General features: G+C 61.8%; 17 protein-coding genes and 2 pseudogenes. 7 read left to right on the top strand and 12 right to left on the bottom strand.

The annotated features are described in order from the left end of the window. Window positions 1-4 precede the first annotated feature (4 nt). The 5 genes from I2H31_RS04675 to I2H31_RS04695 all read right to left on the bottom strand — a co-directional run bounded on the left by I2H31_RS04675 (window position 5) and on the right by I2H31_RS04695 (window position 7,937). Window positions 5-682 (bottom strand): TonB family protein, encoded by a 678-nt coding sequence (locus I2H31_RS04675; protein WP_196291849.1) that lies wholly within the window; start codon window positions 680-682, stop codon window positions 5-7. A gap of 75 nt (window positions 683-757) precedes the next feature. Next, window positions 758-1,432, bottom strand: a complete 675-nt coding sequence (locus I2H31_RS04680) for a hypothetical protein (RefSeq protein ID WP_196291850.1) — start codon at window positions 1,430-1,432, stop codon at window positions 758-760. Window positions 1,433-1,445: 13 nt separating this feature from the next. Beyond that, the gene (gene alaS, locus I2H31_RS04685) at window positions 1,446-4,271 is read right to left on the bottom strand and encodes an alanine--tRNA ligase (RefSeq protein ID WP_196291851.1); all 2,826 of its coding nucleotides are present in this window, start codon (window positions 4,269-4,271) and stop codon (window positions 1,446-1,448) included. A gap of 287 nt (window positions 4,272-4,558) precedes the next feature. Further along, on the bottom strand, window positions 4,559-6,988 hold the full coding sequence (locus I2H31_RS04690; RefSeq protein ID WP_196291852.1) for an ATP-binding protein: 2,430 nt from the start codon (window positions 6,986-6,988) through the stop codon (window positions 4,559-4,561). Between the two features lie 145 nt (window positions 6,989-7,133). After that, entirely contained in the window at window positions 7,134-7,937 is an 804-nt protein-coding gene (locus tag I2H31_RS04695) for a LytR/AlgR family response regulator transcription factor (RefSeq protein WP_196291853.1), read from the bottom strand. A 253-nt stretch (window positions 7,938-8,190) separates the two neighbouring features. On the opposite strand from I2H31_RS04695, the gene I2H31_RS04700 reads away from it, so the two are divergent. The 6 genes from I2H31_RS04700 to I2H31_RS04725 all read left to right on the top strand — a co-directional run bounded on the left by I2H31_RS04700 (window position 8,191) and on the right by I2H31_RS04725 (window position 15,026). Further along, on the top strand, window positions 8,191-8,562 hold the full coding sequence (locus I2H31_RS04700; RefSeq protein WP_196291854.1) for a MerR family transcriptional regulator: 372 nt from the start codon (window positions 8,191-8,193) through the stop codon (window positions 8,560-8,562). Window positions 8,563-8,568: 6 nt separating this feature from the next. Further along, window positions 8,569-9,708: a DNA-processing protein DprA gene (dprA, locus tag I2H31_RS04705; RefSeq protein ID WP_196291855.1), complete on the top strand. Its 1,140-nt coding sequence runs from the start codon at window positions 8,569-8,571 to the stop codon at window positions 9,706-9,708. A gap of 24 nt (window positions 9,709-9,732) precedes the next feature. After that, window positions 9,733-10,668, top strand: coding sequence for a hypothetical protein (locus I2H31_RS04710; protein ID WP_196291856.1), 936 nt, complete (start codon window positions 9,733-9,735; stop codon window positions 10,666-10,668). Further along, complete coding sequence (locus I2H31_RS04715) at window positions 10,665-11,546, top strand: hypothetical protein (RefSeq protein ID WP_196291857.1); 882 nt, start codon at window positions 10,665-10,667, stop codon at window positions 11,544-11,546. The genes I2H31_RS04710 and I2H31_RS04715 overlap by 4 nt, the downstream gene beginning before the upstream one ends. A gap of 70 nt (window positions 11,547-11,616) precedes the next feature. After that, window positions 11,617-14,133: a T9SS type A sorting domain-containing protein gene (locus tag I2H31_RS04720; protein ID WP_196291858.1), complete on the top strand. Its 2,517-nt coding sequence runs from the start codon at window positions 11,617-11,619 to the stop codon at window positions 14,131-14,133. A gap of 92 nt (window positions 14,134-14,225) precedes the next feature. Continuing rightward, a complete protein-coding gene (locus tag I2H31_RS04725) occupies window positions 14,226-15,026 on the top strand; it encodes an aminotransferase class IV (protein ID WP_196291859.1) in 801 nt (266 codons plus the stop codon). A 68-nt stretch (window positions 15,027-15,094) separates the two neighbouring features. Here the strand turns inward: I2H31_RS04725 and I2H31_RS04730 are convergent, their stop codons facing one another. The 5 genes and pseudogenes from I2H31_RS04730 to I2H31_RS04750 all read right to left on the bottom strand — a co-directional run bounded on the left by I2H31_RS04730 (window position 15,095) and on the right by I2H31_RS04750 (window position 18,459). Next, window positions 15,095-15,691, bottom strand: a complete 597-nt coding sequence (locus I2H31_RS04730) for an energy transducer TonB (protein ID WP_196291860.1) — start codon at window positions 15,689-15,691, stop codon at window positions 15,095-15,097. A gap of 85 nt (window positions 15,692-15,776) precedes the next feature. Then, a pseudogene (thyA, locus tag I2H31_RS25875) lies at window positions 15,777-16,304 on the bottom strand (thymidylate synthase); the annotation flags it as partial. A 531-nt stretch (window positions 16,305-16,835) separates the two neighbouring features. After that, a pseudogene (thyA, locus tag I2H31_RS04740) lies at window positions 16,836-17,138 on the bottom strand (thymidylate synthase); the annotation flags it as partial. 303 nt (window positions 17,139-17,441) lie between these two features. Further along, on the bottom strand, window positions 17,442-17,834 hold the full coding sequence (locus I2H31_RS04745; protein WP_196291861.1) for a helix-turn-helix domain-containing protein: 393 nt from the start codon (window positions 17,832-17,834) through the stop codon (window positions 17,442-17,444). Between the two features lie 418 nt (window positions 17,835-18,252). Continuing rightward, window positions 18,253-18,459: a hypothetical protein gene (locus tag I2H31_RS04750; RefSeq protein ID WP_196291862.1), complete on the bottom strand. Its 207-nt coding sequence runs from the start codon at window positions 18,457-18,459 to the stop codon at window positions 18,253-18,255. A 179-nt stretch (window positions 18,460-18,638) separates the two neighbouring features. Between I2H31_RS04750 and I2H31_RS04755 the strand changes: the two genes are divergently transcribed. Then, window positions 18,639-20,960 (top strand): efflux RND transporter permease subunit, encoded by a 2,322-nt coding sequence (locus I2H31_RS04755; RefSeq protein ID WP_196291863.1) that lies wholly within the window; start codon window positions 18,639-18,641, stop codon window positions 20,958-20,960. 52 nt (window positions 20,961-21,012) lie between these two features. Here I2H31_RS04755 and I2H31_RS04760 read toward each other — a convergent pair whose 3' ends face one another. Continuing rightward, window positions 21,013-22,998, bottom strand: coding sequence for an nSTAND1 domain-containing NTPase (locus tag I2H31_RS04760; RefSeq protein WP_196291864.1), 1,986 nt, complete (start codon window positions 22,996-22,998; stop codon window positions 21,013-21,015). Continuing rightward, window positions 22,995-24,341: a toll/interleukin-1 receptor domain-containing protein gene (locus tag I2H31_RS04765; protein WP_196291865.1), complete on the bottom strand. Its 1,347-nt coding sequence runs from the start codon at window positions 24,339-24,341 to the stop codon at window positions 22,995-22,997. The genes I2H31_RS04760 and I2H31_RS04765 overlap by 4 nt, the downstream gene beginning before the upstream one ends. Window positions 24,342-24,776 lie beyond the last annotated feature (435 nt).

Here is a 24,776-nt window from a genome sequence, read left to right on the forward strand (position 1 = left end):
GCAGCTATTCAACAGCAAAGGTGACGGGAATGGTGAAGGCCACCGGCTTGGGCATGCCGTCCAGCCGGCCGGGGCTGAAGCGCTTGAGCTTGCGCACCGATGCCAGCACGGCCTCGTCGGCCAGCGGGCACAGGCCCTGCTTGAGCTGGACATCGGCCACCTCCCCCTCCGCGTTCACGTTGAACCCGACCACGACACGGCCTTCGCAGTGGTCTTTGCGGGTCAGCTTCGGGTACACGGGCATTTGCTCGAACGGAAAAAACGGCACCGGCTGGCCGTTTTCGGCAAAGCATTCGCTGCTGGTCTTGAAATCGTTTTTCAGGTTGTACACCTCGCGACGCTTCAGCTGCCCGCTCGGGTAGTAGGTGCGCATCTCGCCCGTTCGGCGGCCGTTCAGGTATTCGGCGTGGCTTTCTAGCTGGCCGCTGGGGTGCCATTCTTCCCACACGCCGGAAAGTACGCCCTTGCGCAGGTGCCCATACGTCTGCAGGCTGGCCAGCTTATCAGTGGCCAGAGCATAGGTTTTTACCGTGGCCTGCACGCTGTCGGCGTATTCGGTTTCGCGGCGGTAGCGGGCGCCCAGGGCCGAGGGCAGCACGGCGCGGGCCGAGTCCAGGTATTCGGTTTTGAGGCGGGGGGTGGCCGGCTGGGCGGTTATACTGTTATGGGTTACAGTTGGCACAGCCTGCGCAGCTACCGCTAACGGTGCCGTTAGAGCCATGAATACCGAAAGCGTTTTCACCAATTGTACCATCAACTATTTCAGAAAAAGCCCCCCGAAAGCCAGCCGTATCAGCGCCAGTAGCTCCTGCGTTTGCGGTTCTGTTAGTTCCAACGAGGCAATGGCGCTGATAAAGGCGCCTTTTATCCAGTTTTGCCAGTCTTTCTTAGTGAACGTTTCCGCTTTCACTGCCGCGCTTTGGGTCAATTCCGCCAGTTCGGCTTGGCGTTCCTTTAGCAACTCAGAGGCTTCAAACAGGTGCCCCAGCATCCGCAGTTGCCCGTGGAGCGCGCCGAGTTCGGCAATGGTGAATTTATCGGCGGCTGGTTCAGCGGCTAATTCAAAAAGTTGAACGGCTTTGGTAACTTCCTGCCAAAAATTGACAATCCCAATTTCACGTTTTACATCAAATGCCCACTGACGAAATTCGTAAACACAGCCTTCGAGATGGCTATTCCAGTAACGAGCCTTGAGCTGTTCGTGCTTATTGGGCGTAGATGAATTGCCAGGGCGTTTGCTAATAAAATATTCAGCGTCCTCTTTGCTATCACCAAGCCGAACCGAGAATTTTATGCCTACCCCTGAATCCTTGAATTCAACTGTATACCAAGAATTCGGCCCCGCTGAACTTTCTCTGAAATCAGCAGGCTGCAATCCTGCTTTAGCAAGCTCTTGAAATAACTCGTTACGCTGAGACGTAAGTAGCTTCATAACTTGAATAAAGCTAGACTTTTAATGAAATAAGCCCTTCCGCCTTGGCAATGGCCGCGCCGAGGCCGGCCGCGTTCTTGCCGCCGGCTGTGGCGAAAAACGGCTGCCCGCCGCCGCCGCCCTGGATTTCCTTGGCCAGCTCGCGCACCAGCGTGCTGGCATTGAGCTTACCGGCTTTGGCAATCTCGTCGTCCAGCATCACGGCCAGTTGCGGCTTGCCGTCAATTTCGGCGCCGAGCACGGCCACCAGGTTCGGCACCGCTTGGCGCAGGTTGAAGGCCAGGGTTTTCAACGATTCGGCCGAGCTGGCCTGTACTTGCGCAGCCAGAAAGCGCACGCCGTTCAGGTCTTTCACCTGGCCTACGAGCTGGTCTTTCTGCTGATTAATGCTTTGCTGGGCGAATTGCTCGATTTGCTTGCGCAAGCCCGCGATTTCTTCGTTCTGCTTTTCGATGCTGGTGATGAGGTGCTGGGGGTTGCCCAGCGTCTCGCGCACCTGGGCCAGCAGGTCGAGTTGCTGGTCCACGTAGGCTTCGGCCGCGCCGGCCGTCACGGCCTCAATACGGCGCACGCCGGCCCCCACGGCGCTTTCGGCCGTGATTTTGAAGTAGCCGATGCTGCCGGTGTTCTGCACGTGCAGGCCGCCGCAGAGCTCCACCGAGTAGTCTTTGTCGAAGGTGATGACGCGCACAAAATCGCCGTACTTCTCGCCGAACAAAGCCATGGCGCCCAGGTTCTTGGCCTCGGCAATGGGCACATTGCGGCGCTCATCGAGCGGAATCTGCTGGCGGATGCGCTCGTTCACGATGGTTTCAATCTCGCGCAGCTGCTCGTCCGTCACCTTGGTGAAGTGCGAGAAGTCAAAGCGCAGCAGCTTCTCGTTCACGAGCGAGCCTTTCTGCTGCACGTGGCTGCCCAGCACGGTGCGCAGGGCGGCTTGCAGCAGGTGCGTAGCGGTGTGGTTGTTGCGAATCTGGGCGCGCCGGGCGGCATCGGGCCGGGCCAGGAACTCGCCTTCCAAATCCTGCGGCAAGTCCAGCGTGGTGTGAATGATGAGGTCGTTTTCCTTCCTAGTGTCAATCACGCGCACCTTGCTCAGGGGCGACTCCAGGTAGCCGGTGTCGCCAATCTGGCCGCCGCTTTCGGCGTAGAACGGGGTTTGGTCGAACACCAACTGGTACTCCGTTTTGCCCTTTTTGTCGACTTTGCGGTAGCGCAGCAGGCGGGCCGTGGCCTCGTCCTGGTCGTAGCCCACGAACACGTTCGGGGCGTCCGTTTCGGTCACGGTTACCCAGTCCGATTGCTCGGTTTCCTGGTCCTGGCGTGAACCAGCTTTCTGTTTATCCAACCAGACATTGAATTGCTCTTCCCAATTCTCGCTCAACCGCACCCTATCCGATTGTTCACGAACTATTAGACTGGTTAGGTCTTTAGGGAACCCATAACGGTCATGTAGAACGAAAACCTTTTCGCCATCAATTACGGCTTTTTCATTTTCGTCATTGCTAAAAGCTTTCCGGAGTCGGGTGCTTTCCTGAATCCAAGAATCTAGAATGTTTAGGCCGGTTTCCAGCGTTTTCAGGAAGGAGATTTCCTCTTCTTCCACCACGCGCTGCACAAAGGCCGTCTGGGCCTTCAGCTCGGGGAAGATGCCGGCCATCTGGTCGGCCAGCACGGGCACCAGCTTGAAGAGGAAGGGCTGCTTCTGGTTCAGGCTCGAAAACGCGTAGCGCACGGCCCGGCGCAGGATGCGGCGGATGACGTAGCCGGCTTTCACGTTCGAGGGCAGCTGGCCGTCGGCGATGGTGAAGGCGATGGTGCGGATGTGGTCGGCAATGACCCGGATGGCGATGTCCGTTTTCTCGTTTTTGGTAGCAGGCTGGTCGTTCACCGTGGCGGGCGCGGTGCCGTGGTATTCCAGGCCCACTTCCTTGGCGATGAACTGGATGAGCGGTTGGAATACGTCGGTGTCGTAGTTCGACTTCACGCCCGACACGGCCATCATCAGGCGCTCGAAGCCCATGCCGGTGTCCACGCTCTTTGCGGGAAGTGGGTCAAGAACGGTTAATTCCGCGTGCTTTTTAGCAACAGCTTTTTTCTTATCGGCTTCCGAACTAGCAAACTCACGTTCAAAATCTGCCAGTTCAGTTGCAGCACCGTTTTGCTTCCAGCGGCGCTGGAATTCCATGAACACGTTGTTCCAGATTTCCACCACCTGCGGGTGGTCGGCGTTCACGAGTTCGCGGCCGGGGGTGGCGGCGCGCTCCTCGTCGGAGCGCAGGTCGATGTGGATTTCGGTGCACGGGCCGCAGGGGCCAGTGTCGCCCATCTCCCAGAAGTTGTCCTTCTTGTTGCCGGGCAGAATGCGGTCGTCGGTGGTGTATTGGCGCCACAGGTCCTGGGTTTCGGTGTCGGCGGCGGTGCCGTCGTTCTGGTCGCCCTCAAAATAGGTGACGTAGAGCCGGTCTTTTTGCAGCTTGAACACGTCGGTCAGCAGTTCCCAGGCCCAGGCAATGGCGTCCTTCTTGAAGTAGTCGCCGAAGGACCAGTTGCCCAGCATCTCGAACATGGTGTGGTGGTAGGTGTCGTAGCCCACCTCCTCAAGGTCGTTGTGCTTGCCGCTCACGCGCAGGCACTTCTGCGTATCGGCGATGCGCTTGTAGGGCGCGGGCTTGTTGCCCAGGAAATAGTCTTTGAACGGGGCCATGCCGCTGTTGATGAACAGCAGCGTGGGGTCGTCCTTCACCACAATGGGGGCCGAGGGCACGATGTGGTGGCCTTTGCTGGCGAAGAAATCAAGAAACTGCTGGCGAACAGCGGAAGCGGTGGGGAGTGACATAAGGAAAAAGCGAAACGGCCCGCGCAGGCGGGGCCACGAATGGCACAAAGGTAGCTTTTGGCGCACGATGCTTGGCTGGTTTAAGGCCTGCCGTGTCCGCTATTGCGGGCAGCATAAAAAAGGCGGAGCACCGGCCCTCTTTTTTCACATTTATTTTCCGCAGCGTAATGGAACGGGAAGTACCTCTTGCCACCCTGCAGCCCACCCAAACCACGACCCTTGTCCTTCCGCAGCCGCTGGCCTGCACGGCCGCCCCTACCCCTCGCCAGGTCTGGCACCTGATGCCCCTACTCCTTCGCCACTGGCAATTCTACATACGCCACCGTGCCCTGCCCCGGCGTGCTTTCGAGCCGGAAGCCGCCCTGCTGGCGCCGGGCCAGTTGGCGCACCAGGGGCAGGCCCAGCCCCGTGCCCCGCTGCCCGGGCAGGCGGGGAGCCAGCCCGGTGGGCGTGTTGCTGGTTTGCAGTGTGGCCAGCTCGGCGGCGCTCAGGCCGGGGCCGGCATCGGCCACGCGCAGCGTGATGCGGCGGTCGTTCTGGTGAGCCGCCAGGGCAATGGCCGAGCCGGGAGGGGCCACTTTCAGGGCGTTGCCCAGCAGGTTGCGCAGCTGGGCACGCACCATGTTGTGGTCGGCCCAGAGGCGGCGCAGGCCAGCGGGCACTTCCACGGCCACCCTCACTTGGCGTGCGCGGGCCTCCGAGGCGTACAGGGCGGCCACCTCGTGCAGCAGGCGGGCGGCGTCCAGGCCCTCGGGCCGGTAGGCCAGCTCGCCGCTTTGGCTGGCCGCCCAGTGCAGCAGATTGTCGACCAATGCGGTGAGCTGGCTGGTGGTTTGGCGCACTTCGGTGGTCACTTCTTCCAAAGCGGCGGGGTCGGCGGCCCCGGCCTGGCGGTAGTAGTCGAGCAGGGTGGCCAGCCCGCCCAGGGCCGCAAGGGGGCTGCGCAGGTCGTGGCCAATCACGGAATACAGCCGGTCTTGGGTGGCACGGGCTTCGCGCAGACGGCGGGTGAGGCGGCGCGTCAGCAGCAGGGTGTAGGTGGCGCCGGCCAACAGCAGCGCCAGCAGCGCGGCCCCGGCCCAGGCCAGCCGCTTCTGGCGCTGCTCCTGGGCGTTGTGCACCCGAAGCTGCCGGATTTGGGTTTCCTTGTTTTCGGTCTGGTAGCGGGTTTCCATGTCGGCCAGGGCCGCGTATTGCTGCGTGGCCCGCAGCGAATCGGTGAGTCCATCAAGCTGCTCGCGGGCGTGGTAGGCCCGCTCCCACCGGCCCAGCGCCACCAGCGCGTCGGCCTTGAGCTGCAACACTTCCCGCAGCTTCACCCGGTTGTGCGCGGCGCGGTAGCTGGTTTCCACGGCGGGCAGCAGGGTGGCGGCCGACGCGGGCTCGCCGGCTTGCAGCAGGTAGTCGGCCAGTTGCAGGCGCAATGCGGCGCGGCCCGCCAGCGCGTCGAGCGAGTCGGTGCAGGCCAAGGCTTGCGGCACCCAGGCCGGGTTGGGCGGGCGGGCCGTGGCCCGCGCCAGCCAGTGCAGCAGGACCAACTCCTGGGCGCGCCAGGTGTAGTACAAAAAGTGCTGCCGAAGGGCGGGCGTGGGGGCCCGGCGGGTCACCTCGGCCAGGCCCGGCGCGGCGCGGCGCAGGGCGGCCGCGGCCTGGGCCGGCTGGCCGGTGCGCAGGCTCACCTCGGCCACCCGCAGGCGCAAGCTGGCCTCGATGCCGGCCAGCCGCCAGTAGGCCGTGTCCCGCTGCCGGGCCCGTTGGGCCTCGGCAATGCCACCGGCCAGCAGGCGCAGCAGCTCCGGGGCCCGGCGCTGCCGCAGCAGCAGGGCGTGGGTGTAGCCGAGGGCTTCGGCCAGGTCGACGGCGGCTGTGGTGGGTTCGGTGGCTTGCAGGGCGCGGGCGGTGCGGCGGGCGGCGGTGTAGTAGCGTTCGGCCCGCTCGTCGTTGCCCTGCTCCTCGTAGGCTTCGCCGAGCAGTTCGTTGAGCCAGACCAGCCCGGCGTAGTCGTGGAGCTGCTGGTAGTGGCGCAGGCCCTGGGCGTAGTCCCGCACGGCACCGGCGTAGTTGCCGCGGCGGCGCAGGGCCAGCCCGGCGTTGGCGTAGGCCCCGGCCAGGGCAATGCCCACGTGCAGGCTGTCGCCGAGGGCCAGCGGCTGCCGCTGGCGAGCGTCGGCGCGGAAACCCGAGGCTTTAAGAGCGGAGATTTCGCGGCGGTGGCAGGCCAGGGCGCTGTCGTACGCCTGCTGGGTCCAGTAGTAGCTGCTGAGGCGGTGGTTCAGCTCGGCCGCGTCGAGGGCGTAGCCGGGCACCCGCCGGTTGGCCGCCAGGGCCCGGCGCAGGTACGCCAGGCCGGTGTCGGGCTGCTGCTGCACGGCCGCGGCGGTGGCCAGCCGCGCCCACACCACGAAAGCCAGCGACTCGGCCGCCCACTGCCGGCGGCGGGCCCAGAGGCGCTCCCGCTCCTGGCGAAAGGCGGCGGTGTTTTCGGCTTCGGTCCGGCGGGCCACGTCCTTGGTGGGCTGGGCCGCAGCCCAACTGGCCGCTTCGCCCGCCGACACCTTGTTGAGCAAGGCCCGCACCCGGGCCAGGCTGACGCGTTGCGCCGGGGTGCCGGGCTGGGCCCGCGCGGACCCTCCGCCGAGGGCCAGCCCCAGCCAGAGCCCCCACCACCCCACCAGCAGGCCGAAGCGGCCGCCACGCCGCAGAGAAATCAAGTCCACGGCCAACACGTAACTAGCGGCGAAGCAGAAAAACAGGCGGGCGCGTGCGGCCTCAAGCCCCCAGCTGCGGCACTTGGTTGGTAAAATCTGGTAATGGCCGAGTAGGGCCAGCAGTATCCGCACATAAAGTGTAAAGGTGGACTTCCTACCCCACCAGGCGCAACCGGTGCAGCAGGGCGTCGCGGTAGCTGCGGCTGAGGGGCAGGGCGGCGCCGGCCACCACCACGCTCGTTTGCCCTTCGTCGAAGCTCTCGATGAAAGCCACGTTTATCAAGTAGCTGCGCTGAATTTGCACGAACTGGCGGGCCGGCAGTTCCAGGGCCAGCTCGCGCAGGGGCTGCCGGCTCAGGTAGCGGCCGGTGGCCGTGACGAGGGTGCAGTATTTGTCGCTCGATTCCACGTACTGAATGTCGCTCAGGCAGACTTTCACTAGTCGGCCCCGTTCGCGCAGGAAAATGCAGTCGCTGAGCAGCACCTCCTGGTTCCAAGGCATGGTCAGGGGCTCATCGAAGCCGTCGGTGGCCCCCGTCAGCGCGGCGGGCAGCGGGGCCGTGTGGCCGGCGGCATGGTTGAGCAAAGCCAGCTCCAGGGCGTGCTGCAGTGCCGCCGCGTCGTAGGGCTTGAGCAGAAACGCCGCCGGTCGCGCCAGCTTGGCGCGGGCAAAAGTGGGCTCGTCGGCCATCGACGTTAAGAAGATGATGGGCAGCGGGCGCACGGCGCGCAGCTCGTGGGCCAGCTCAATGCCGTCGCGGTCGCCGTCGAGGCCGATGTCGAGCAACGCCATGTCGACGGGCGGCAGGCTCTCGCGAAACAAGTCGGCCGCTTCGTCGGCCGTGGCGGCGGGGCCCACCGGCTCGTAGCCCAGCCCGCGCACCAGCACCGCCAGCAGGCGGGCAGCCAGGGGCTGGTTTTCGGCCAGCAGCAGCCGGACAGGAGGGGTAGCTTGCATAAAAAAGGCAGGTCCGGCCGTGCCATTGCACAGCCAACCGCAAAAATGCAGCCCTCCGCCCCGTTTCACAACACTGCCGGGCTTTTAAATCGTGATTTGGCGCCCTGCGAACTTTGCGCCGGGCCCAGGCGCTGTTCACAGCCCGAAAAATGCGTTTTCTACAAACGAGGCCGGGCGCAGGACTTGTTGTTAATTTACGGCAAAATCAACCGGCAAAACCGGGTTGAGTACTCCCACGCCGGTCACCCCGCCCATGCCTTACAAAGAGCGCAACATCGAAAAACAATACTTCACCATCGGCGAAGTAGCCGCCCAGTTCAAGGTGGCCGAGTCGCTGGTGCGCTTCTGGGAAACCGAGTTTGAGGAACTGCGCCCGCGCCGCAGCAAGAAGGGCAACCGCCTCTATACCCCGCAGGACATCGAGGTGTTCCGCACCATCTACCACCTGGTGAAGGAGCGCGGCTACACCATTCCCGGGGCCCGCGACATGCTCAAGCAAAAAGGCCCGCAGCTCAAGGAAAAGATTGACGTGGTGCAGAGCCTGGAAAAGGTGCGCGCGTTTCTGGTGAGCTTGAAGAAAGAGGTGGACGCCGCGGGCAAGGCCGAACCTGACGCTGCTGAATAGCCTTCTATGCCTGCTTCTACCATCTCCGACACCCTCTTCCACGAGCTTGCCCTCACCCTTCTACCCGGCATCGGCCCGCAGCTCACGCGGCAGCTGATGAGCTACGGCGGCTCGGCCAAAAACGTGCTGATGATGCCGCCCGGCAAGCTGCGCCGCATTCCAGGCGTGGGCGAGGCCACGGTGAAATCCCTCACGGGCGCCGAGCGGGAGGCGGCGTTTCGCAAAGCCGAAGCCGACTTGAAGAAGGCCGAGAAGGACGGCGTCGAAATCCTGTTTTACACCAGCAAGCGCTTCCCCAGCCGCCTCAAGCTGATTCCGGATGCGCCTGTCATCCTTTACTATAAAGGCACGGCCGACTTGAATGCGCCCAAGGCCGTGGCCCTGGTGGGCACCCGCAAAAACACCGACTACGGCCGCGAGCAAACCGAGCGCATCGTGCAGGGCCTGGTGCCGCACCGGCCCCTGGTGGTGAGCGGCCTGGCCTACGGCATCGACATCATTGCCCACCGCGCCGCTCTGCAGGAAGGCCTGGAAACCGTGGGCGTGATGGCCACGGGCCTGGACCGCATCTACCCGCACACGCACCAGAAAACGGCCGAGAAGATGCGCGAGCAAGGCGGCCTGCTCACCGAATTTCCCTTCGGCACGCCGCCCGACCGCTACAACTTCCCGGCCCGCAACCGCATCATCGCCGGCCTGAGCGACGGCACCGTGGTGGTGGAAGCGGCCATAAAAGGCGGCGCGCTCATCACCGCCGAACTGGCCCTGAGCTACGACCGCGACGTGCTGGCCGTGCCCGGCAACCTGGGCTCGGCCGCCTCGGAAGGCTGCAATGCGCTCATCAAAAGCAACAAGGCGGCCATGTACACCGAGCCGCTGGACCTGGAGCAGCTGCTGAACTGGGATGCGGCCCTGCACCAGTCGGGCAAGTTCCGGCCGGCGCCCTCCTACTCGGCCGATGACTTTACGGCCGAGGAGTTTGCCATCATCACCGTGCTCACGGCTGCGCCCGGCCGCGAGCTGCAGATGGACGACATCGCCTGGCAGACGCAGATGGCCATCTACGCGGTGGCCTCGCTGCTGCTGGGGCTGGAGTTTCGGGGGGTGGTGCGGGCAATGCCGGGGAAGAAGTTTGCGTTGGTGTAGCCAGTTGCACTTACCATCCATGCGATGAAGAAAGCTGTCCGGTTATCGTTGGTCGCGCTGTTAGGTGGTGGTTTTCTCCTGACCAGCGGCATCGCCTATTACCAAGGGCAAAAACAGCGCGCTGCCACCCTAGGGCACCTGGCCGCACTGGATGCGCGACTGGCGGAGCATAATAGGCAGACCGCTGCCCGGATGGCGACGACGGTTCGCGCTATTAATTATTATACCCACCTCAATAATAACCGACCACAGGACCAAGCGATACTGGCCGCGGGCCAACAAATGTTGCAACGCACCCAATCGCTAACCGATACGCTGCAAGCCTTGCAACGCAACCTCCGCTTAGCGCCCGGCGCTGGTCAAAATGGTCGCATGGATGATGGCACCGTTGCGCGACTGGCCAAGCAACTGGTGAGCTATTCCGTCCTGACTTACAGTAGTGCCACTGCCGGGCCTCTTATCGCAACCCTGCGGTCTTTCGCACGCGCGAATCGGTTTGCGGATTTCTCTACCCGTCGGCTGCCCATTCAAGCCACGTTGGCGGGCCTCACCCGGCTCGAAACGTTGGTGTGGCGTGCGGGAAGCGCAAAACTAAACGACCTGGCCCAGAAGTCTGGCCGTTCCATCGATTGGTACGACCCCATCCGGGCGTTTGCGACGGCCGAATCGGAAACAGTGGCGCCGGGCCAGGTTTACCAAGCGCGCTTATTCCTCATGGACAACAACCTACACTATTATTATACCAATGTTTCAGTGAACGGCCAAACTTTGGCCCCGTCTTTCGAAGGGTCTTTGCTCACCTTCCGGGTTCCAGCCAATTCGGTTGGCCGGGTTCCTCGGCAGGCGCAGTGGCGGGGGGCGATTCGCGCCCTTGCCAACCCCGAAGCACGGCCCTACGCCACCGATTCGGTCTGGCAACTGACCGTTCCATATTTCATCGTTAGCCCGACAAAGCCATGATTCGCAGCGTGGGGCTTCTATTAGGCGGCGTACTAGTGGCGGCGGCTACCGGGCTGGGCTTTTACCAGCAGCAGGCCGGGCAAACGCGCCTGGACCAAGAAGTGGCGCTGTTGAGCCAGCAACTGAGCGAGGCGAACGTCGGGGTCGCGCAGAACGCCGATTATACAGTCAAATTCATGCGCTACGCAGTTGAGAAGAATAGATATCAAAGCCACGAGGTAGCGGCCCTTGCTTCTGCCGAGGACCTGCGGGTGCGCACCACCGCCCTGCTCCGGGAAATACGCGCCCTGCGGCGCGCCACGGGCCCCGCCGATTCCGTGGCCTTGCTGCGCCCCCGCGCCCCCCTCTTGATTGAGCAGGCGCGGCAATTCGACGAACCTGCTTTCCCTGCCTTGCGCCAACAACTGGCGCTTTACAGCGCCGCTATCCGCCGACTTCATCCCACTGATTCGTCCTCACTGGTGGTTCCGTCCCTTGATGATGCCTCCCCGGCATTAGCTGTGGCAAGCCTTGCTCAGGCTGAAAACGCCCTGTTGGCGGCCGAAACAGGCACTCTTAAATACCTCATGCAGCAGATAGGAAGGCAAGAACCGCGTGCCAAAGTGGTGGCGGTGGCCACGCCCCAATCGAACCGGGTGGCCCCGGGCGAGGTATATCGGGCCCATTTGGTGCTGGTTAAAAGCCTTTCGAGCCCGTCCATTCGCATGTTTTACAATGGGCACCCTATTCCCATTGACCGCGAAGGCGCAGGATTAGTGCGTTTTAAGGCCCCGGCCAAGGCTGGTCCGGCCGAATGGCACGGGGCTATTCGCGCGCGTCTTGGTGGCCGCGACACCACTTTCCGGGTGCGGGTGCCCTACCGCGTGGTTCGGCGTTAGCCGTGCGGTGCGGGGAAGTGTCGTATTTTTAACAGATTTTCTATTACGTGTTAAGAATATCTCCCTTTTCATGAAAAAAACAGTACTCTTATTGGTGAGCTTAGCCGTGTTGCAGGCCGGCCCGCTGAAAGTTTCGGCGCAAAACCTGGACCCCAGCTTTGCGGCCCTGACGGTGTATGCGCCCGGTTTTGTCAGTTCCGCCATTGAGCAGCCCGATGGCAAGATTGTGATGACCGGTTTATATAGCCGCGTGAACGGCGCGCCGGCCTTTGCCATCAGTCGCTTCAACCCGAACGGGACGCCGGATGCGGCCTTCCAGCAGAACGTGGGCACGGCTACGGCCGGCTACCGGGTGCGCCTGCTCAGCAATGGCCAGATGGTACTGAATTACAACACCACCGCGCCGTTCACGGTGGGCGGCATCAGCCGCCAAACGCTGCTGCGCCTGAACGCCGACGGCACCGGCGACGCCTCGTTCAACCTCGGCACCGGCCCCGCCTTCGGCACCAGCATCAGCTACATCGACGATTACCTGCCCCTGGCCAACGGCCAGCTCCTCGTGGTGGGCGGCTTCGACCACATCAACGGCGTGGCCGTGCCCTCGGGCATCGCCCGCCTGACGGCCACCGGCGCGCCCGACCCCACCTTCAACCCCGGCACGGGCATTGATGTCAATAATGATGACCTGCTCAACGTGGTGACCCTGCCCAACGGCAAGCTGCTGGTGGGTGGCCTTCTCAGCACCTACAACGGCGTGACGCGCAACGGCATTGCCCGCCTCAACGCCGACGGCACGCTGGACACGGCTTTTACATCGCCGCTCGACGTGTACAGCGAAGTCGATGACATCGTAGTGCAGCCCGATGGCAACATTTTGATATGGGGCACCCTCAACTTCGCGTCGGGAAACACCAAGGGCATTGTCCGGCTGTTGCCCGACGGCGCGCTCGACCCTACGTTTAACGCGCCGGCCAACGTTGGAGGCGGGTTCGTTTCCTCGTACTCGGGCGATGCCCTGCAGCTGCAGCCCGATGGCAAGGTACTGGCAATTAACAACAACGCGAGCTCCGGCCTGCCCGGCGTGGTCCGGCTGAACGCCAACGGCACCCCGGATGCCGGCTTCCAGGTGGGCGCTGGCCCCAACGCCGCCCCCACTACGGTAACGTTGCTGAGCACCGGCAAAATCCTGGTGGGCGGCAACTTCACCAACTTCAGCGGCACTTACGACCGGCCCCTGGTGCAGCTCACCAGCACCGGCGCCGTCGATGCCACGTTTCAACCCCTGGTGCAAACGACCGGGCAGGTGGTGAAGGCCGTGCTGCAACCCGATGGCAAGCTGGTGGCCGGCGGCACATTTTCCGAAGTGAACGGCCAAGCCGTGCGCCGGCTGGCCCGCTTCAACGCCAACGGCACCGTGGATGCCTCGTTCACCAATTCGTTGAGCCCCAACGACCAGCCCGTCGACCTGGTGCTGCAACCCAACGGCAACCTGCTGGTGGCCACCCAAGGCGCCGTGGTGCGCCTGCTGCCCACCGGCGCCGCCGATGCCTCGTTCAACGCGTCGGGGCTGGCGGGGAGTTTCCCGAGCCGCCTCCTGCTGCAGCCCGACGGCAAAGTGCTGGTGGGCGGCTCGCTGCTCAACAACGGCACCCTGGTGACGCCTCCGGTGGTGCGCCTGCTCAGTGACGGCTCGCGCGACGCCACCTTCGCCCCCTCGGGCCTGGGCGCAAGCCGTTTTCAGGCCTTCCATAACATCGCCCTGCAAGCCGACGGCAAAGTGTTGCTGGCTGCTTCGTACTCGCCCACGGCAACGGGCTCGTACAACCGCACGCTGCTGCGCCTGAGCAGCACGGGCGCATTGGACAACACCTTTACCGGCGCGGCCTTCAACACGCCGGCTTTCAACACCGGCCTCAACGCGCTGCAGGTGCAGCCCGACGGCAAAATCCTGGTGGGCGGGCAGTTTTCGACCTACGGCGGCACGGCCCGTAGCAACGTGGCCCGCCTGAACCCCGACGGCACCCTCGATGCCGGCTTTGTGCCGCCCACGACCACGGGCGCGGTGTACTCGTTGCTGCTTCAGCCCAACAACCGCGTGCTGCTGGGCGGCAGCTTCAGCAGCAGCAGCCTGCCCCGCAACCTGGCCCGCCTGCTGCCCACCGGCGCCGCCGATGCCAGCTTCGCCGCCACGGCCGTGCCCAACGGCATTGTGCGCACCCTGCTGGTGCAGCCCGATGGCAAAATCGTGGCCGGCGGCGGCTTCACCACCATCGGCGGGCAAACCAGCAGCGCCCTCACCCGCCTCATTGCGACGGACGTGCTGACGGTGCGCGCCCCGCAGGCCGTGGCCGACCGCACCGCCGCCTGGCCCGTGCCCGCCCACGCCGCCCTCACGGTGGCCCCCGACGCCAGCGCCCACCCGCAGGCCCTCGACCTGCTCGACGCCCTGGGCCGCCCGGTGCTGCACCAGGCGCTGAGCAACGCCGCCCCCGCCACGCTGGCCACCGAAACCCTGGCGCCCGGCAGCTACCTGCTGCGCGTGACCTATGCCGAAGGCACCGTGACGCGCCGCGTGCAGGTGCAATAATCTTCCGGTCAGCCAACCATTGAAAGGGACGAACCAACACGGTTCGTCCTTTTTTTGTGGGCTCGATGCTACAGCGGGCTACCTTGCGGCTCATGCTGCTCTTCAACAACAACCTGCTGCCCACCGCTGCGCTCACGCTCCCCAACCGCGGCCTGGCTTTCGGCGACGGCTTCTTTGAAACGCTGGTTTTCGCCAACAGCCGCCTGCGCCTTGCCACCGACCACCACGCCCGCATGCAGCAAGCCGCCGCTGCGCTGTACCTCGCACTGCCCGCCGCCCTGGCCACCCCCGAAGCTTTGGAGACCACACTGGCCCGCTTGGTTGCGGCTAGCGAACTATCCGCCGCCCGCCTGCGCCTGCAGCTCTGGCGCGCCGGCGGCGGCCGCTACACTCCTACTACCGACGCCACCGAATGGCTGGCCAACGCCGAAGCCTTCGCGCCCGACGATGCACCAATTGCAAAGGCTGATTTTGCGCTGGAAACGTATTCCGTGTATTCCCCGCTCAGCTTTTGCAAGGGCCCGCAGGCTTGGCTTTACGTGCGCGCGGCCCACGAGCGGCAGCAGCGCGGGCTCGATGAAATCATTCTCTGCGACGCCGCCGGGCACGTGGCGGAAACCGGCGCGGCGGCTATTTTTTGGGTGAAAAACGACGTGCTTTTCACGCCTTCGTTGGCGAGCGGCTGCGTGGCGGGCGTGCGCCGGGCGCAGGTGCTACGCGCGGCGCAGGCGGCGGGAATGGATTGCCGGGAGGGCTTATTTGCCCGCACGGCGCTGCTGGCCGCCGATGGCGCTTTCACCGCCAACGTGGCCTCGGTACGGGAGGTGCGCGCTGTCGGCCCCACGTCCTTCGCTCCGCTCACCTTGCCGTTTTTAGAAAAAGTGCGCCAGTAAAGTGCAGCCTCTGCCCTCAGTTCCTGGGGTGCCCGTCAGTGGCGAGGTGGAGGTTGCTGCAAAAGGCCTTATTGGGGCGCGAAACGGTAGTAGACGGTTACGGTATCGACCGGGGCGTGGGCTGCCTCGGCGTTGTCGGTGACGTCGGTCACGTCGAGGGCGTCGCCACTTTCCATGGTTGCTGTGCTTTCCGGGTGGTCAGTGACGTCGCGGACAATGCTGGTGCTTGGAGCGGCGGCGGTGCTGTCGGGGCGCAGTGCGAGGGCCTTAAACCGCAACTGCCAGGCCACGCGCTGCAGTTCGGCGTCGAGCGCCAGCACGGCTTTAATGGGCGGCGAGCCCGCGCTCAAATCGCGCCGCGTGATGGAAATACCGCCCACCCGACCGTCGGGGAGCACCGTGAGCAGGGCGTAGATAACCCCGCCCACCCCGGCCCGAAGCGCCGAAGCGGGATAGGTGATAAAATGCTGAAGATATTGGGTGAAAACCGCCGCCGATTCCGCCCGCTCCACCGAATCGGTCAGCAACCAGAAACGCGGCAGCAGCGGCGCGGTGCCCACCACGGGAGCCGGCAACGCCGCCGCTTTGCGCGCCGGCCGCCGGCCGCTCCGCGCCTGGGCGGGCGCCGGCAGCGCCGTGGGCAGTGCTAAAAGCCAGACCAACAAACAGGAAACCCAACCGTGCATACTTCCCCGTTTAATGATGACACGAGGACCGCAGCCAAAAACGGCCAGGCCCCACAGGCCGTTTCTATACGGCCACCGGGGCTTTTATGGTTGGCCAGGGGTCGTAATTCACCAACTCAAAATCCTCGTACCGAAACCCGAAAATATCGGTCACCTCGGGGTTGATGCGCATCTGGGGCAGTGGGCGCGGCTCGCGCGTGAGTTGCAGCTCGGCCTGTTCCAAATGATTGGAATACAAGTGGGTGTCGCCGCCCGTCCAGATAAATTCACCCGGTTGCAGGCCCACCACCTGCGCTACCATGAGCGTGAGCAGCGCGTAGGAGGCAATGTTGAACGGCACGCCCAAAAACACATCGGCCGAGCGTTGGTAGAGCTGGCAGGACAGCCTGCCGTCGGCCACGTAGAACTGGAACAGGGCGTGGCAGGGCTGAAGGCGCATTCGGGGCAGGTCGGCTACGTTCCAGGCACTGACGATGATGCGTCGGGAATCGGGACGCAGCCGAATTTCGGCAATGGCTTGGCGTATCTGGTCGTGCAAGCGGAGGCGGGGCACCAGGCCGTTGGTTTCCACCACTTCAAAACGCCAGCCCTTGTGGGCGGCCCGGTCGCCGCGCAGGCATTTATAGACCGTCGATTCGTCCAGGTCGTGGTCCTGGCACAGGCCCGCCACGTCCATCACCACCACCACATCGCCCCAAGGGGCTGTTGCTTTAACGGCCCGTCCGCGGCGGGTATTGATGTTTTGCTCCTTGCGGGTGAGCCAAAGGCAGGTATCGGGGCCGTATTTATTGGTGGCGTAGTAGTCTTTGTCCAGCTCATAATCGCCGGGAAACGCTTGCTTGAGCAGGCCGTTTGGCAGTTTGTACGCATCGGACGCGAAGGCGGCAAACTCATGCCATCGGGCATCCACGAAGACCCCACGCGCTCCGTATTCGGCGTAGCTTTTCTTGCTTGCGTCGTAGCAGCGGTGCAGCATCTCGTTCCAAGTGGCATACAGCTGCGCCAAAGCCGGCGTGTGGCGGCTTTCGGCCAGCGAATTGGTGCCGACGCCCGCAATCAACCCCGCTTGCAACGGGGCGGGCGGGGCCTCAAACCGGCGCGGGGCAACGAGTTCCACTTGTTCCCAGCGCCGCCACTGCTTACCGTACACGGGCCCCAGCGAGCCGTCTTCCCGGGCCCACTCGCGCCATATTTTGACTCCCTCCTTCTCAAGCAGGTCGTTGTTGGTGTCGCCCCGCAAAAACCACAGCAGCTCGTGAATGATGCTTTTCAAGTGCACCTTCTTGGTGGTGACCAGCGGAAAGCCCTCGGCCAGATTGAACCGCATCTGCGGGCCGAAGATGGACACGGTGCCCGTGCCGGTGCGGTCGGTTTTCACGGTGCCGGTGTCGAGGATTTGGCGGAGCAGGGCTTGGTATTGGCGCATGGCGGCAAAAGGTGAGCGAGGGGCTAGGGTTATGGGCTGGGCAGTCAAATTTAAGGGCAAGCCGACGGTTCGGGGGACGGCGTTGCTTCTACTGGACTGTTCTGGGCCACCTTTGGCAGCAATAAGTGCCTCTATCCTTCGTAAAAATCCACGGAGGAACTCGCGCAACTTGTAGCCGCCAACGCCTTGGTCGCCTCAGCCATCGCAGCGGCCCGTCAATTCCTTCAGGAGCGCCCCCCACGCCCCAGCTGCCTCGTCGCCGTAGCGGCTTTTCGTTGCCCGGTCACGCCCGTGGTCCCATCATCACGCCGCCGACGCCACCTCCCCCGTCAGCAGGGGTAGCAGCCAGTCCTCGCCAGCGCGGGTGTAGCGGTAGTAGCGGTTGCGGCCTTTCTTTTCGTAGGCCACGTAGCCGGGCGGCAGCAGCACAGCCAGGGCCATGGTCACGGTTTGGCGAACGAAGCCAACTTCCTCGGCCAGTTGCACCGCCGTGGCCTTGGGATGCCCGGCCAGGGCCACGCACAACTGCGCCAGGGTGTGGCGGCGGTTGCGCAGGCGCACGCCCAGCGCCCGCAGGGCCGTGTCGAGGCGTTCGAGAATGGCCTCCCGGTCTTGCCGGGGCGGCACGTAAGGCGGTGGGTCGTCGCGGGTGGCCACGTGTTCCGCAAATCGGGCAACCAAAGGGTCAATAGCCATAAACGAAGCGTTAACGAATAGTCTAGAAGCGCATATAGACAGAAGCAGAGCGAATAGTTGCTTCCTTCATTTGTTCAAGTGTATTCATGAAACGAATATAGGTAATCTTGATTCGCAATTGAGGATGTACAAAATGTTAGGTAGCAGAAACAAATTGTTTAATTACTTACTCGAGATGCATAAAGGCTGTACAAGAATGGATGGAAGCAACCCGGATAGGTCAAATAGAGCTGTTTTCCTGTAAACAGGCATGATTGACACGTATAATTGACGCTGACATCTGTTAAGTAGCGTCTCACGACCTGGGTTCTTTTCATTACTCGTTCGCGTTCGCATAGCCAACTGCCCATAAAAAAGCCGCCTCGTTTCCGAAGCGGCTTTTGGGTTCTTAAGCAACGGCCCGGGCCGTTGCCGAGGGCTACTTAGCCGCCACGGCGGGTTTTGCGGCGGGCTTCACGCTGGCGGTCTTGCCGTCTTTTTTCATGCAGCACGAGTGGCCGCCGGCCATTTCTTTCGAGCAGGATTCTTTCTTGCCTTTTTTGCCGTCTTTGTCGTGGCCGTCGTGCGCGAAGGCGGTGGTGCCGGCGAAGGCGAACAGAGCGAGGGCGAGCAGGGTATTTTTCATAAGAAACGAAGAAGGGAGGTGAGGAAACAAAAGGCGAAAACGCGGGGTTTTCAGGCTCTAATATACGCCGCGCCGCCGATGTTCAAGGCCGCGGCGCGTATGCGTCTCAGTCCTTTTGCTCACCTATTGCCGTCCGCGCGGCCCGGCCCCGGCCGGCCCCACCCGCGGAAGGCCGCCTGATGTCCCTTCGCCGCCTCGCCCACCTCACCCTGCTCGTGCTGGGCCTGCTCACCGCGCTGAGCGGGTTTTTCGTCGCCCAGCTGCGCTTCAACTACAATTTCAACGACTTCTACCCCGCCGGCGACCCCGACCTGGACTACTACCAGGGCTACACCCGCCGCTTCGGCAACGACAACGACTACCTGCTGCTGGGCCTGGAAGCGCCCGCCGGCCGCACCGTCTTCGACCCCGCTTTTCTCCGCCAGGTCGACTCCCTCACGCAGCTGGCCCGGCGCCAGCCGTCGGTGCGCAGCGTCACCTCCCCCACCACGCTGGCCAACCCCGTGGTGGAAGGCCTGGGCGTGTTCAGCCTGCCCTACCTGCACCCGCAGGAGCCCGCCCGCCGCGCCGACGACTCCACCCTCATCTACCGCACGCCCGGCCTGGTGGGCAACGTGTTCAGCCCCGATGCCCGGGCCGTGACGCTGGTGCTCCAGCTCACGCCCGACCTCGAAAAGCCGCCCGGCGACTCGCTGTTTGCCGCCTTGCGGGCGGGCATGGCGCGGCTGAAAATCCCGGAATCCCAGGCGCATTTTGCGGGCCGCATTGTGGCGCAGTCGGTGTTTGTGGACCGGCTGAAGTGGGAGTTGGTGGTGTTCATGTCGCTGTCGGTGCTGCTGGTCACGGGCCTGCTCTGGCTCACGTTTCGCACCTGGTGGGGCGTGGTGCTGCCGCTGGTGGTGGTGCTGGGGGCCATTTTGTGGGGCCTGGGCATCATGGCGGCCTTCGGCGTCACCATCGATTTGATGACGGCGCTGCTGCCGCTCATGCTCTTCGTAGTGGGCATGAGCGACACCATCCACATCATCAGCCGCTACGTGAGCGAGCTGGGCTACGGCGCCAGCAAAAAAGACGCGCTGCGCGTCACCATCAAAGAATCGGGGTTCGGCTCCGGGCTTTCGGCGCTCACCACCAGCCTGGGCTTTTTCACGCTGATGACCAGCACCATCCGGCCCATCCACAATTTCGGGTTGTTCACGGGCATTGCGGTCATTCTGGCGTTTGTGCTCAGCTTCACGCTGCTGCCGGCCATGCTGGTGCTGCTGGGCCGCCCGCAGCTGCGCGAGCCGCGGCGCCAGGGCCACAGTTGGGACGGCGTGCTAGGCCGGCTGTTCCGGCAGGTGCTGCTGCGCCGCCGCGCCATCTTCACGGTCAGCGGGCTGGTGCTGGCCGCTGCCATTGGCCTGAGCACGCGGGTGCGCATCAATTCCTCGCTGCTCGATGATTTGTCGAAAAGCGACCCCGTGCGCCAGGATTTCGCATTTTTCGACCGGCAGTTTGCCGGCGTGCGCCCCTTCGAGCTGGAGCTGAAACCGGCGCCCGGCCGCGACGTCTACGACCTGCCCGTGCTCCGGCAAACCGAGCGTATCGAGACCTACCTGCGCGACACCTACGGCCTGCGGTTCGCCGCCTCGCCCGTCACGCTGGTCAAATCGGTGCGCAAAGCCCTGAACGGCGGCGGGCTGTCCGAATACCGCCTGCCGGCCGATACCACGGAGCTGCAGCGCCTGCGCGGCAAGTTGCGCCTGTTCCGCAAGCGGCCCGAGTTCAGCGCCCTGGCCCTGCCCGATGGGTCGGCCGGCCGCCTTACCGGCCGCATGGCCGACGTGGGCAGCATCCGGGCCGATGCGCTGAACGCGGCCCTGCGCCAGCACCTGCGCGCCACCGTCGACAGCACCGTGCTGCGCACGCGCCTCACCGGCTCGTCCAACCTAATCGACAAGAACAACGAAAACCTGACGCTGAACATGATTCAGGGCATGGCCATTGATGTGGCCATGGTCACGCTCATCGTGCTGTGCCTGTTCCGGTCGGTGCGCATGACGGTGGTCGTGCTCATCCCCAACCTGCTGCCCATCATCATCGTGGCCGGCGTGATGGGCCTGGCCGGCGTCAACATGAAGGTGAGCACGAGCATCATTTTCACCATCGCCTTCGGCATCGCCGTCGACGACACCATCCACTTCATCAGCAAGCTGCGCCTCACGCTGGGCAAGGAACCGGACATTTTCAAGGCGGTGCGGCGTACCTACCTGCTGGCTGGCAAAGCCGTCGTTACGACCTCCCTGATACTGGTGGGCGGCTTTTCGACGCTGCTCTTCTCCAAGTTCGACGGCACGTTCTACGTCGGCCTGCTCATTGGCCTCACGCTGCTGTTCGGCGTGGTGGCCGAGCTCACGCTGCTGCCGCTGCTGATACTGTATTTCTACAAGCGCCCCAAGCCCGCGCTATTCACCGCAGAGCCCGCAGTAAGGAATGGTGCAACGCCCGGCAGACCGTAGCCCATCAGAAACCGCAGGTTTTCCACAGCCAAGAGGAAAGATTACAGAGGCATTAATTCTTTTTGGGCGACTGCTTGGTCTTATTGCCCGTGCCCGAGTTGCTTTTATTAAGAAGCGGCGACGAACCTGTTTCCGACGCAGTGGGACGGCGTACCTGCTCAGGGCTTGGTCTGGGCGTTTCGGTGTCTGCCCGCAGTTTTTTTATTTCCTCAGCATAGGTATTCGCTCGCCTTTGCAAGGAATCTGCTCTATGATTTAAATACGTATTGTCCTTGCCGCTCATCTCAAGCGAAGCCTTGAAAATTTTTATCATTCTATCCTTTTCCATCACCTGATTTGTCAGGCCACTATTTTTAAGCTTTAGGTTGACGTTTCTCTTTTTGAGCAATGCAATGGTATCCTGCAACGTCCTTTGCAGGTTGGCGTCGCTTCTCCTAATAGCGTCAAACCGTTGATTTGCAGCGCCAATTTTCGCCTCAAACTCCTTGTTCAGTATCGTAACTTTTTGGCTTAACGTGCTGGCCGCTTCCTGCTGTTGCCTGAGCTCGTTCTGGGTATTATCCAGCTTGGTTTCCAGTGCAGAGTTGCTATCCCGAAGGGCAATCACGTTGTATTGGCCTCGTTGGTAAATCACGTAAATGCCAACGGCTATTAACGCAACCAGCGAAAACACCCCGGTCGAAACCAAGGCCCTTTTCCGGACTTTGGCCGCAAAACCAGCCGCCGCCTGCGCAGCATCCCGCTTTTTTTTACTCAGCAGCACATACTTCGCCACTTGGTCGTGGACAATTTCAATCTCTTTTTTATCGTTGTCGCCGTAGTCTTTCAGCAACGCCGACTCCTGAATCAAATTTTCGACCGCCGATTTAGCGATGCCGCTTTTCTCGCTGAATGTAGCAAGCGGCACCAGCAGTCGTTTTCCATCGTCGTTAATTAACTGCGCTTCAATGGCTTCTTTCAGCAGCTGTAAATGCGCCAGGTGCTTTTCATAATACTGTCCGATGGTATCCTCCACGTTGGCCGACGTGATGACTTCCCGGAATACCGCGTTATAATCCGGCCCCACGCTGGTTGCGTCCGGCGAAACGGCTTTTTGCAACACGGCCTGGACCTTATTAAATACCTCGTAGCAAAATAGGCTCAGCAGCGTGGGGTCGATGATGCTACTGCTGGCGTATGGCTTGGCGGCCGGGGCCCCTTCATCGCTGAGGCTTTCGCTGATTAAAGCGCTGGAAACCCCCATCTGCCGCACGATGAGCCCCACATTTTCTACCGACAGCTGAATGCCGGCGGGTTCACCACCGGCAACCTGCTGGTCCCGAAGCGGCCCGCGAATAGCCTCCCGGGCCTGGGCAATCGTGAATTTCTTTAAATGGTATTTTCCGTACAGCAGCGACGGAAGGTCGAATTTTAAATCGTCCAGGTAACCTACGTAATCCTGCCGCAAACTAATCACGGTTCTAAAGTTCAGCGCATTACGCGTCAGCTCATCCGTGGTCATGGCGCTTTTGCCGGTGGCCGCCACTTTGCCCGAGCGCACCTCCACCAGGTCGGATAGTTGCTCCACGAATTCGGTGAGTTCCTGGCGGCTCTGGTGTTTCGGGCCCAGGGTGAACAGCTCCTCAAACTGGTCAAAAAACAGCACCGGCTTCACCAGCCCCCCAAACAAGCACGTGTTGGACGCCGACTCCAGCAGCGTCGCGGTTTCTTCAAAATGCGGGGGCTGCGCCTCCTGCGAGAATTTCTTCAGTTCCGCATTCATTATTTCCCGAACCTGCTGCAACGGCGTTTTTTTGTCGGTAAAATTGATGCGGATGTAAACCGTGAAAAAATATTTTCTATTTAATTCAGGAAACAGCTTTGCGTGAATCAGCGAAGTTTTGCCCGTGCCCGACTCGCCGTAGAGGGTCACCAGCGGCTTCGCCTGCACCATTTCAATTACGTCCTTCACTTCCTGCTCGCGGCCGAAGAACCGGCTTTCGTCTTCTGCCGTGTAGCGAAAAAGGCCTTTGTACGGGTTGGGTGCACCGGCGTTCATTGCGCTAAAAATTTATCGATATCGACAATCAATTGGTCGCTATCGTGCGGGTAAATATTATTGGTCCGAATGAAATCAGGCAGTACGTCGAAGTAGCCGCTGAATTCGTCGACGGCCACTGGCAACACCTTGAACCGCTCAACTTGCCGGCCCATTGCCTCAAACATCCGGTTGGCCGTGAGCCGCTGCTCAACAATCGGCCACTCAATGTTTTTAACGTACGAATCTGCCTGGGGCTTTCCAGCCAGCTCTTTGGAAATCAGGCTCACGAGCAGGTAGGTGCCCACGGAATTGATTTTATTTCTAATCTCGGTTTCGTATTCGCCGATTTCCAAGGAACGTACATCGAACCACGTGTTGATGCCGTGCTGACGAAGGCGGGAATTGAGATTTTCGGCGATTATTTTATTGTCCCGGTCGTAGGAAATAAATACCTGCTTCCCTTCGTGCGAATCCTTGAACTCACTCTCTGCCAAAACTTTGCTCATTAAGTTTTCGATAAAGTCCTGCATTGGGTGTTTGTGCACCACCTCAATGCCGTATTTCCGGATGAAATATTCCTCGTATTGTATTGCCGCCGAAGAATCGTTGATGATGTAAACCAGCTTTTTGCGCAAGTCCTTAAATTTTCGGTTGCACAGCACCCGGATGGCCAAGCGCATAAACCAATCTTCAAAGTGGTTGCCAATAAAGAGCAGCGTTTTTCCCTTGAGGATGCCCAACAGGGAATCCATATCCGAGCTCAGCACCTGCGGCGCCGACGCGGCCAGGCTGAATAAGCTCTCCATTTTGTCGATGTCTATGTAGGACACCTCTTCGTCGGGCTCTCCGTCTTTCGCAATTTTACCAAAAAGATAAATCAGCTTTTTTTTGGGCGATTGTTTGTTAATAATCAGTGGTTCCGTTTTGACGTGGTTCCAGGTATAAACGTCTACGTCGTTGTCCAGCAGCTCTTCGAGCTGGCGGTCGTGCGAAGTGGTCAGATAATACTTAAAATTGTCACCCCTGGCCAGCAGCTGCAGCAATGAATTGTCGAAATAAGGCTGCCCGTCGACTTTACCGGAGCTTATTTCCGAATAAATACCCGGCACTTCGTTGTCCAATCCATCGCGGCTGATGGCTAGCTCGGTCAACGATTTGGCCGCTTTGCCCGGGGTTGCGTCGTTGGTTAAATACGTTAAATCCCTTAAAATTTCGCCGATGATGTATCTCTCAAATGGAATCTTCTTGCCGTCACTACTCACCACCTTAAGCAGGTCGCTGCCAATTACGGGTACCAGTTTCCCGGACCTGTACTGTAGCAGCAGAGAGTCATAGTCGGGCATGTCATCGGTAGTAGACATTGTGGGGCTATTTGTGAGGTTGTCAATCGTAACCGTGCCAATGCAGGCGGCATCACCAACCGCATTGCTGAGCCGCTAAACATAGGTGAGAATCCGGCAATTTGCAAATATTTCAATATCGTTGAATAATCAAGCTTTTGGTTCACCTGAACAGGACGGCGGCAGCGAAGCGCCGCTGTTCGCCGGCTAACTACCCCCGAAATATTCGTTCGCTTTTTCGCCGATGGCCCACCCCTCAGTGGTATGGCGAAACGTCCGCCGGCCCTCTTCGCACCGCAAAGGCGCCAGGCAAGCCCGCATCGGCATCTGGCAAACAGTGAGTAGCGGTGCGCCGTCCGCATCATACACTTGGTTTAGCCCGCTGCCAAACCCCCAATTCTGCTCAGCGCACTTGGCAACAAGAACGTCCGGAGCTGCGCTGAAAGGCTTGGGTCG

The organism is Hymenobacter ruricola (genome assembly GCF_015694525.1).
GTDB classification, from domain to species: Bacteria; Bacteroidota; Bacteroidia; order Cytophagales; family Hymenobacteraceae; genus Hymenobacter; species Hymenobacter ruricola.

Bases quoted from the DNA above. Each gene is read 5' to 3' on its own strand.
- I2H31_RS04680 (WP_196291850.1), bottom strand. From the start codon at position 1,432: ATGAAGCTACTTACGTCTCAGCGTAACGAGTTATTTCAAGAGCTTGCT.
- alaS (WP_196291851.1), bottom strand. From the start codon at position 4,271: ATGTCACTCCCCACCGCTTCCGCTGTTCGCCAGCAGTTTCTTGATTTC.
- I2H31_RS04695 (WP_196291853.1), bottom strand. From the start codon at position 7,937: ATGCAAGCTACCCCTCCTGTCCGGCTGCTGCTGGCCGAAAACCAGCCC.
- I2H31_RS04700 (WP_196291854.1), top strand. From the start codon at position 8,191: ATGCCTTACAAAGAGCGCAACATCGAAAAACAATACTTCACCATCGGC.
- dprA (WP_196291855.1), top strand. From the start codon at position 8,569: ATGCCTGCTTCTACCATCTCCGACACCCTCTTCCACGAGCTTGCCCTC.
- I2H31_RS04710 (WP_196291856.1), top strand. From the start codon at position 9,733: ATGAAGAAAGCTGTCCGGTTATCGTTGGTCGCGCTGTTAGGTGGTGGT.
- I2H31_RS04715 (WP_196291857.1), top strand. From the start codon at position 10,665: ATGATTCGCAGCGTGGGGCTTCTATTAGGCGGCGTACTAGTGGCGGCG.
- I2H31_RS04720 (WP_196291858.1), top strand. From the start codon at position 11,617: ATGAAAAAAACAGTACTCTTATTGGTGAGCTTAGCCGTGTTGCAGGCC.
- I2H31_RS04725 (WP_196291859.1), top strand. From the start codon at position 14,226: ATGCTGCTCTTCAACAACAACCTGCTGCCCACCGCTGCGCTCACGCTC.
- I2H31_RS04745 (WP_196291861.1), bottom strand. From the start codon at position 17,834: ATGGCTATTGACCCTTTGGTTGCCCGATTTGCGGAACACGTGGCCACC.
- I2H31_RS04750 (WP_196291862.1), bottom strand. From the start codon at position 18,459: ATGAAAAATACCCTGCTCGCCCTCGCTCTGTTCGCCTTCGCCGGCACC.
- I2H31_RS04755 (WP_196291863.1), top strand. From the start codon at position 18,639: ATGTCCCTTCGCCGCCTCGCCCACCTCACCCTGCTCGTGCTGGGCCTG.
- I2H31_RS04760 (WP_196291864.1), bottom strand. From the start codon at position 22,998: ATGAACGCCGGTGCACCCAACCCGTACAAAGGCCTTTTTCGCTACACG.
- I2H31_RS04765 (WP_196291865.1), bottom strand. From the start codon at position 24,341: ATGTCTACTACCGATGACATGCCCGACTATGACTCTCTGCTGCTACAG.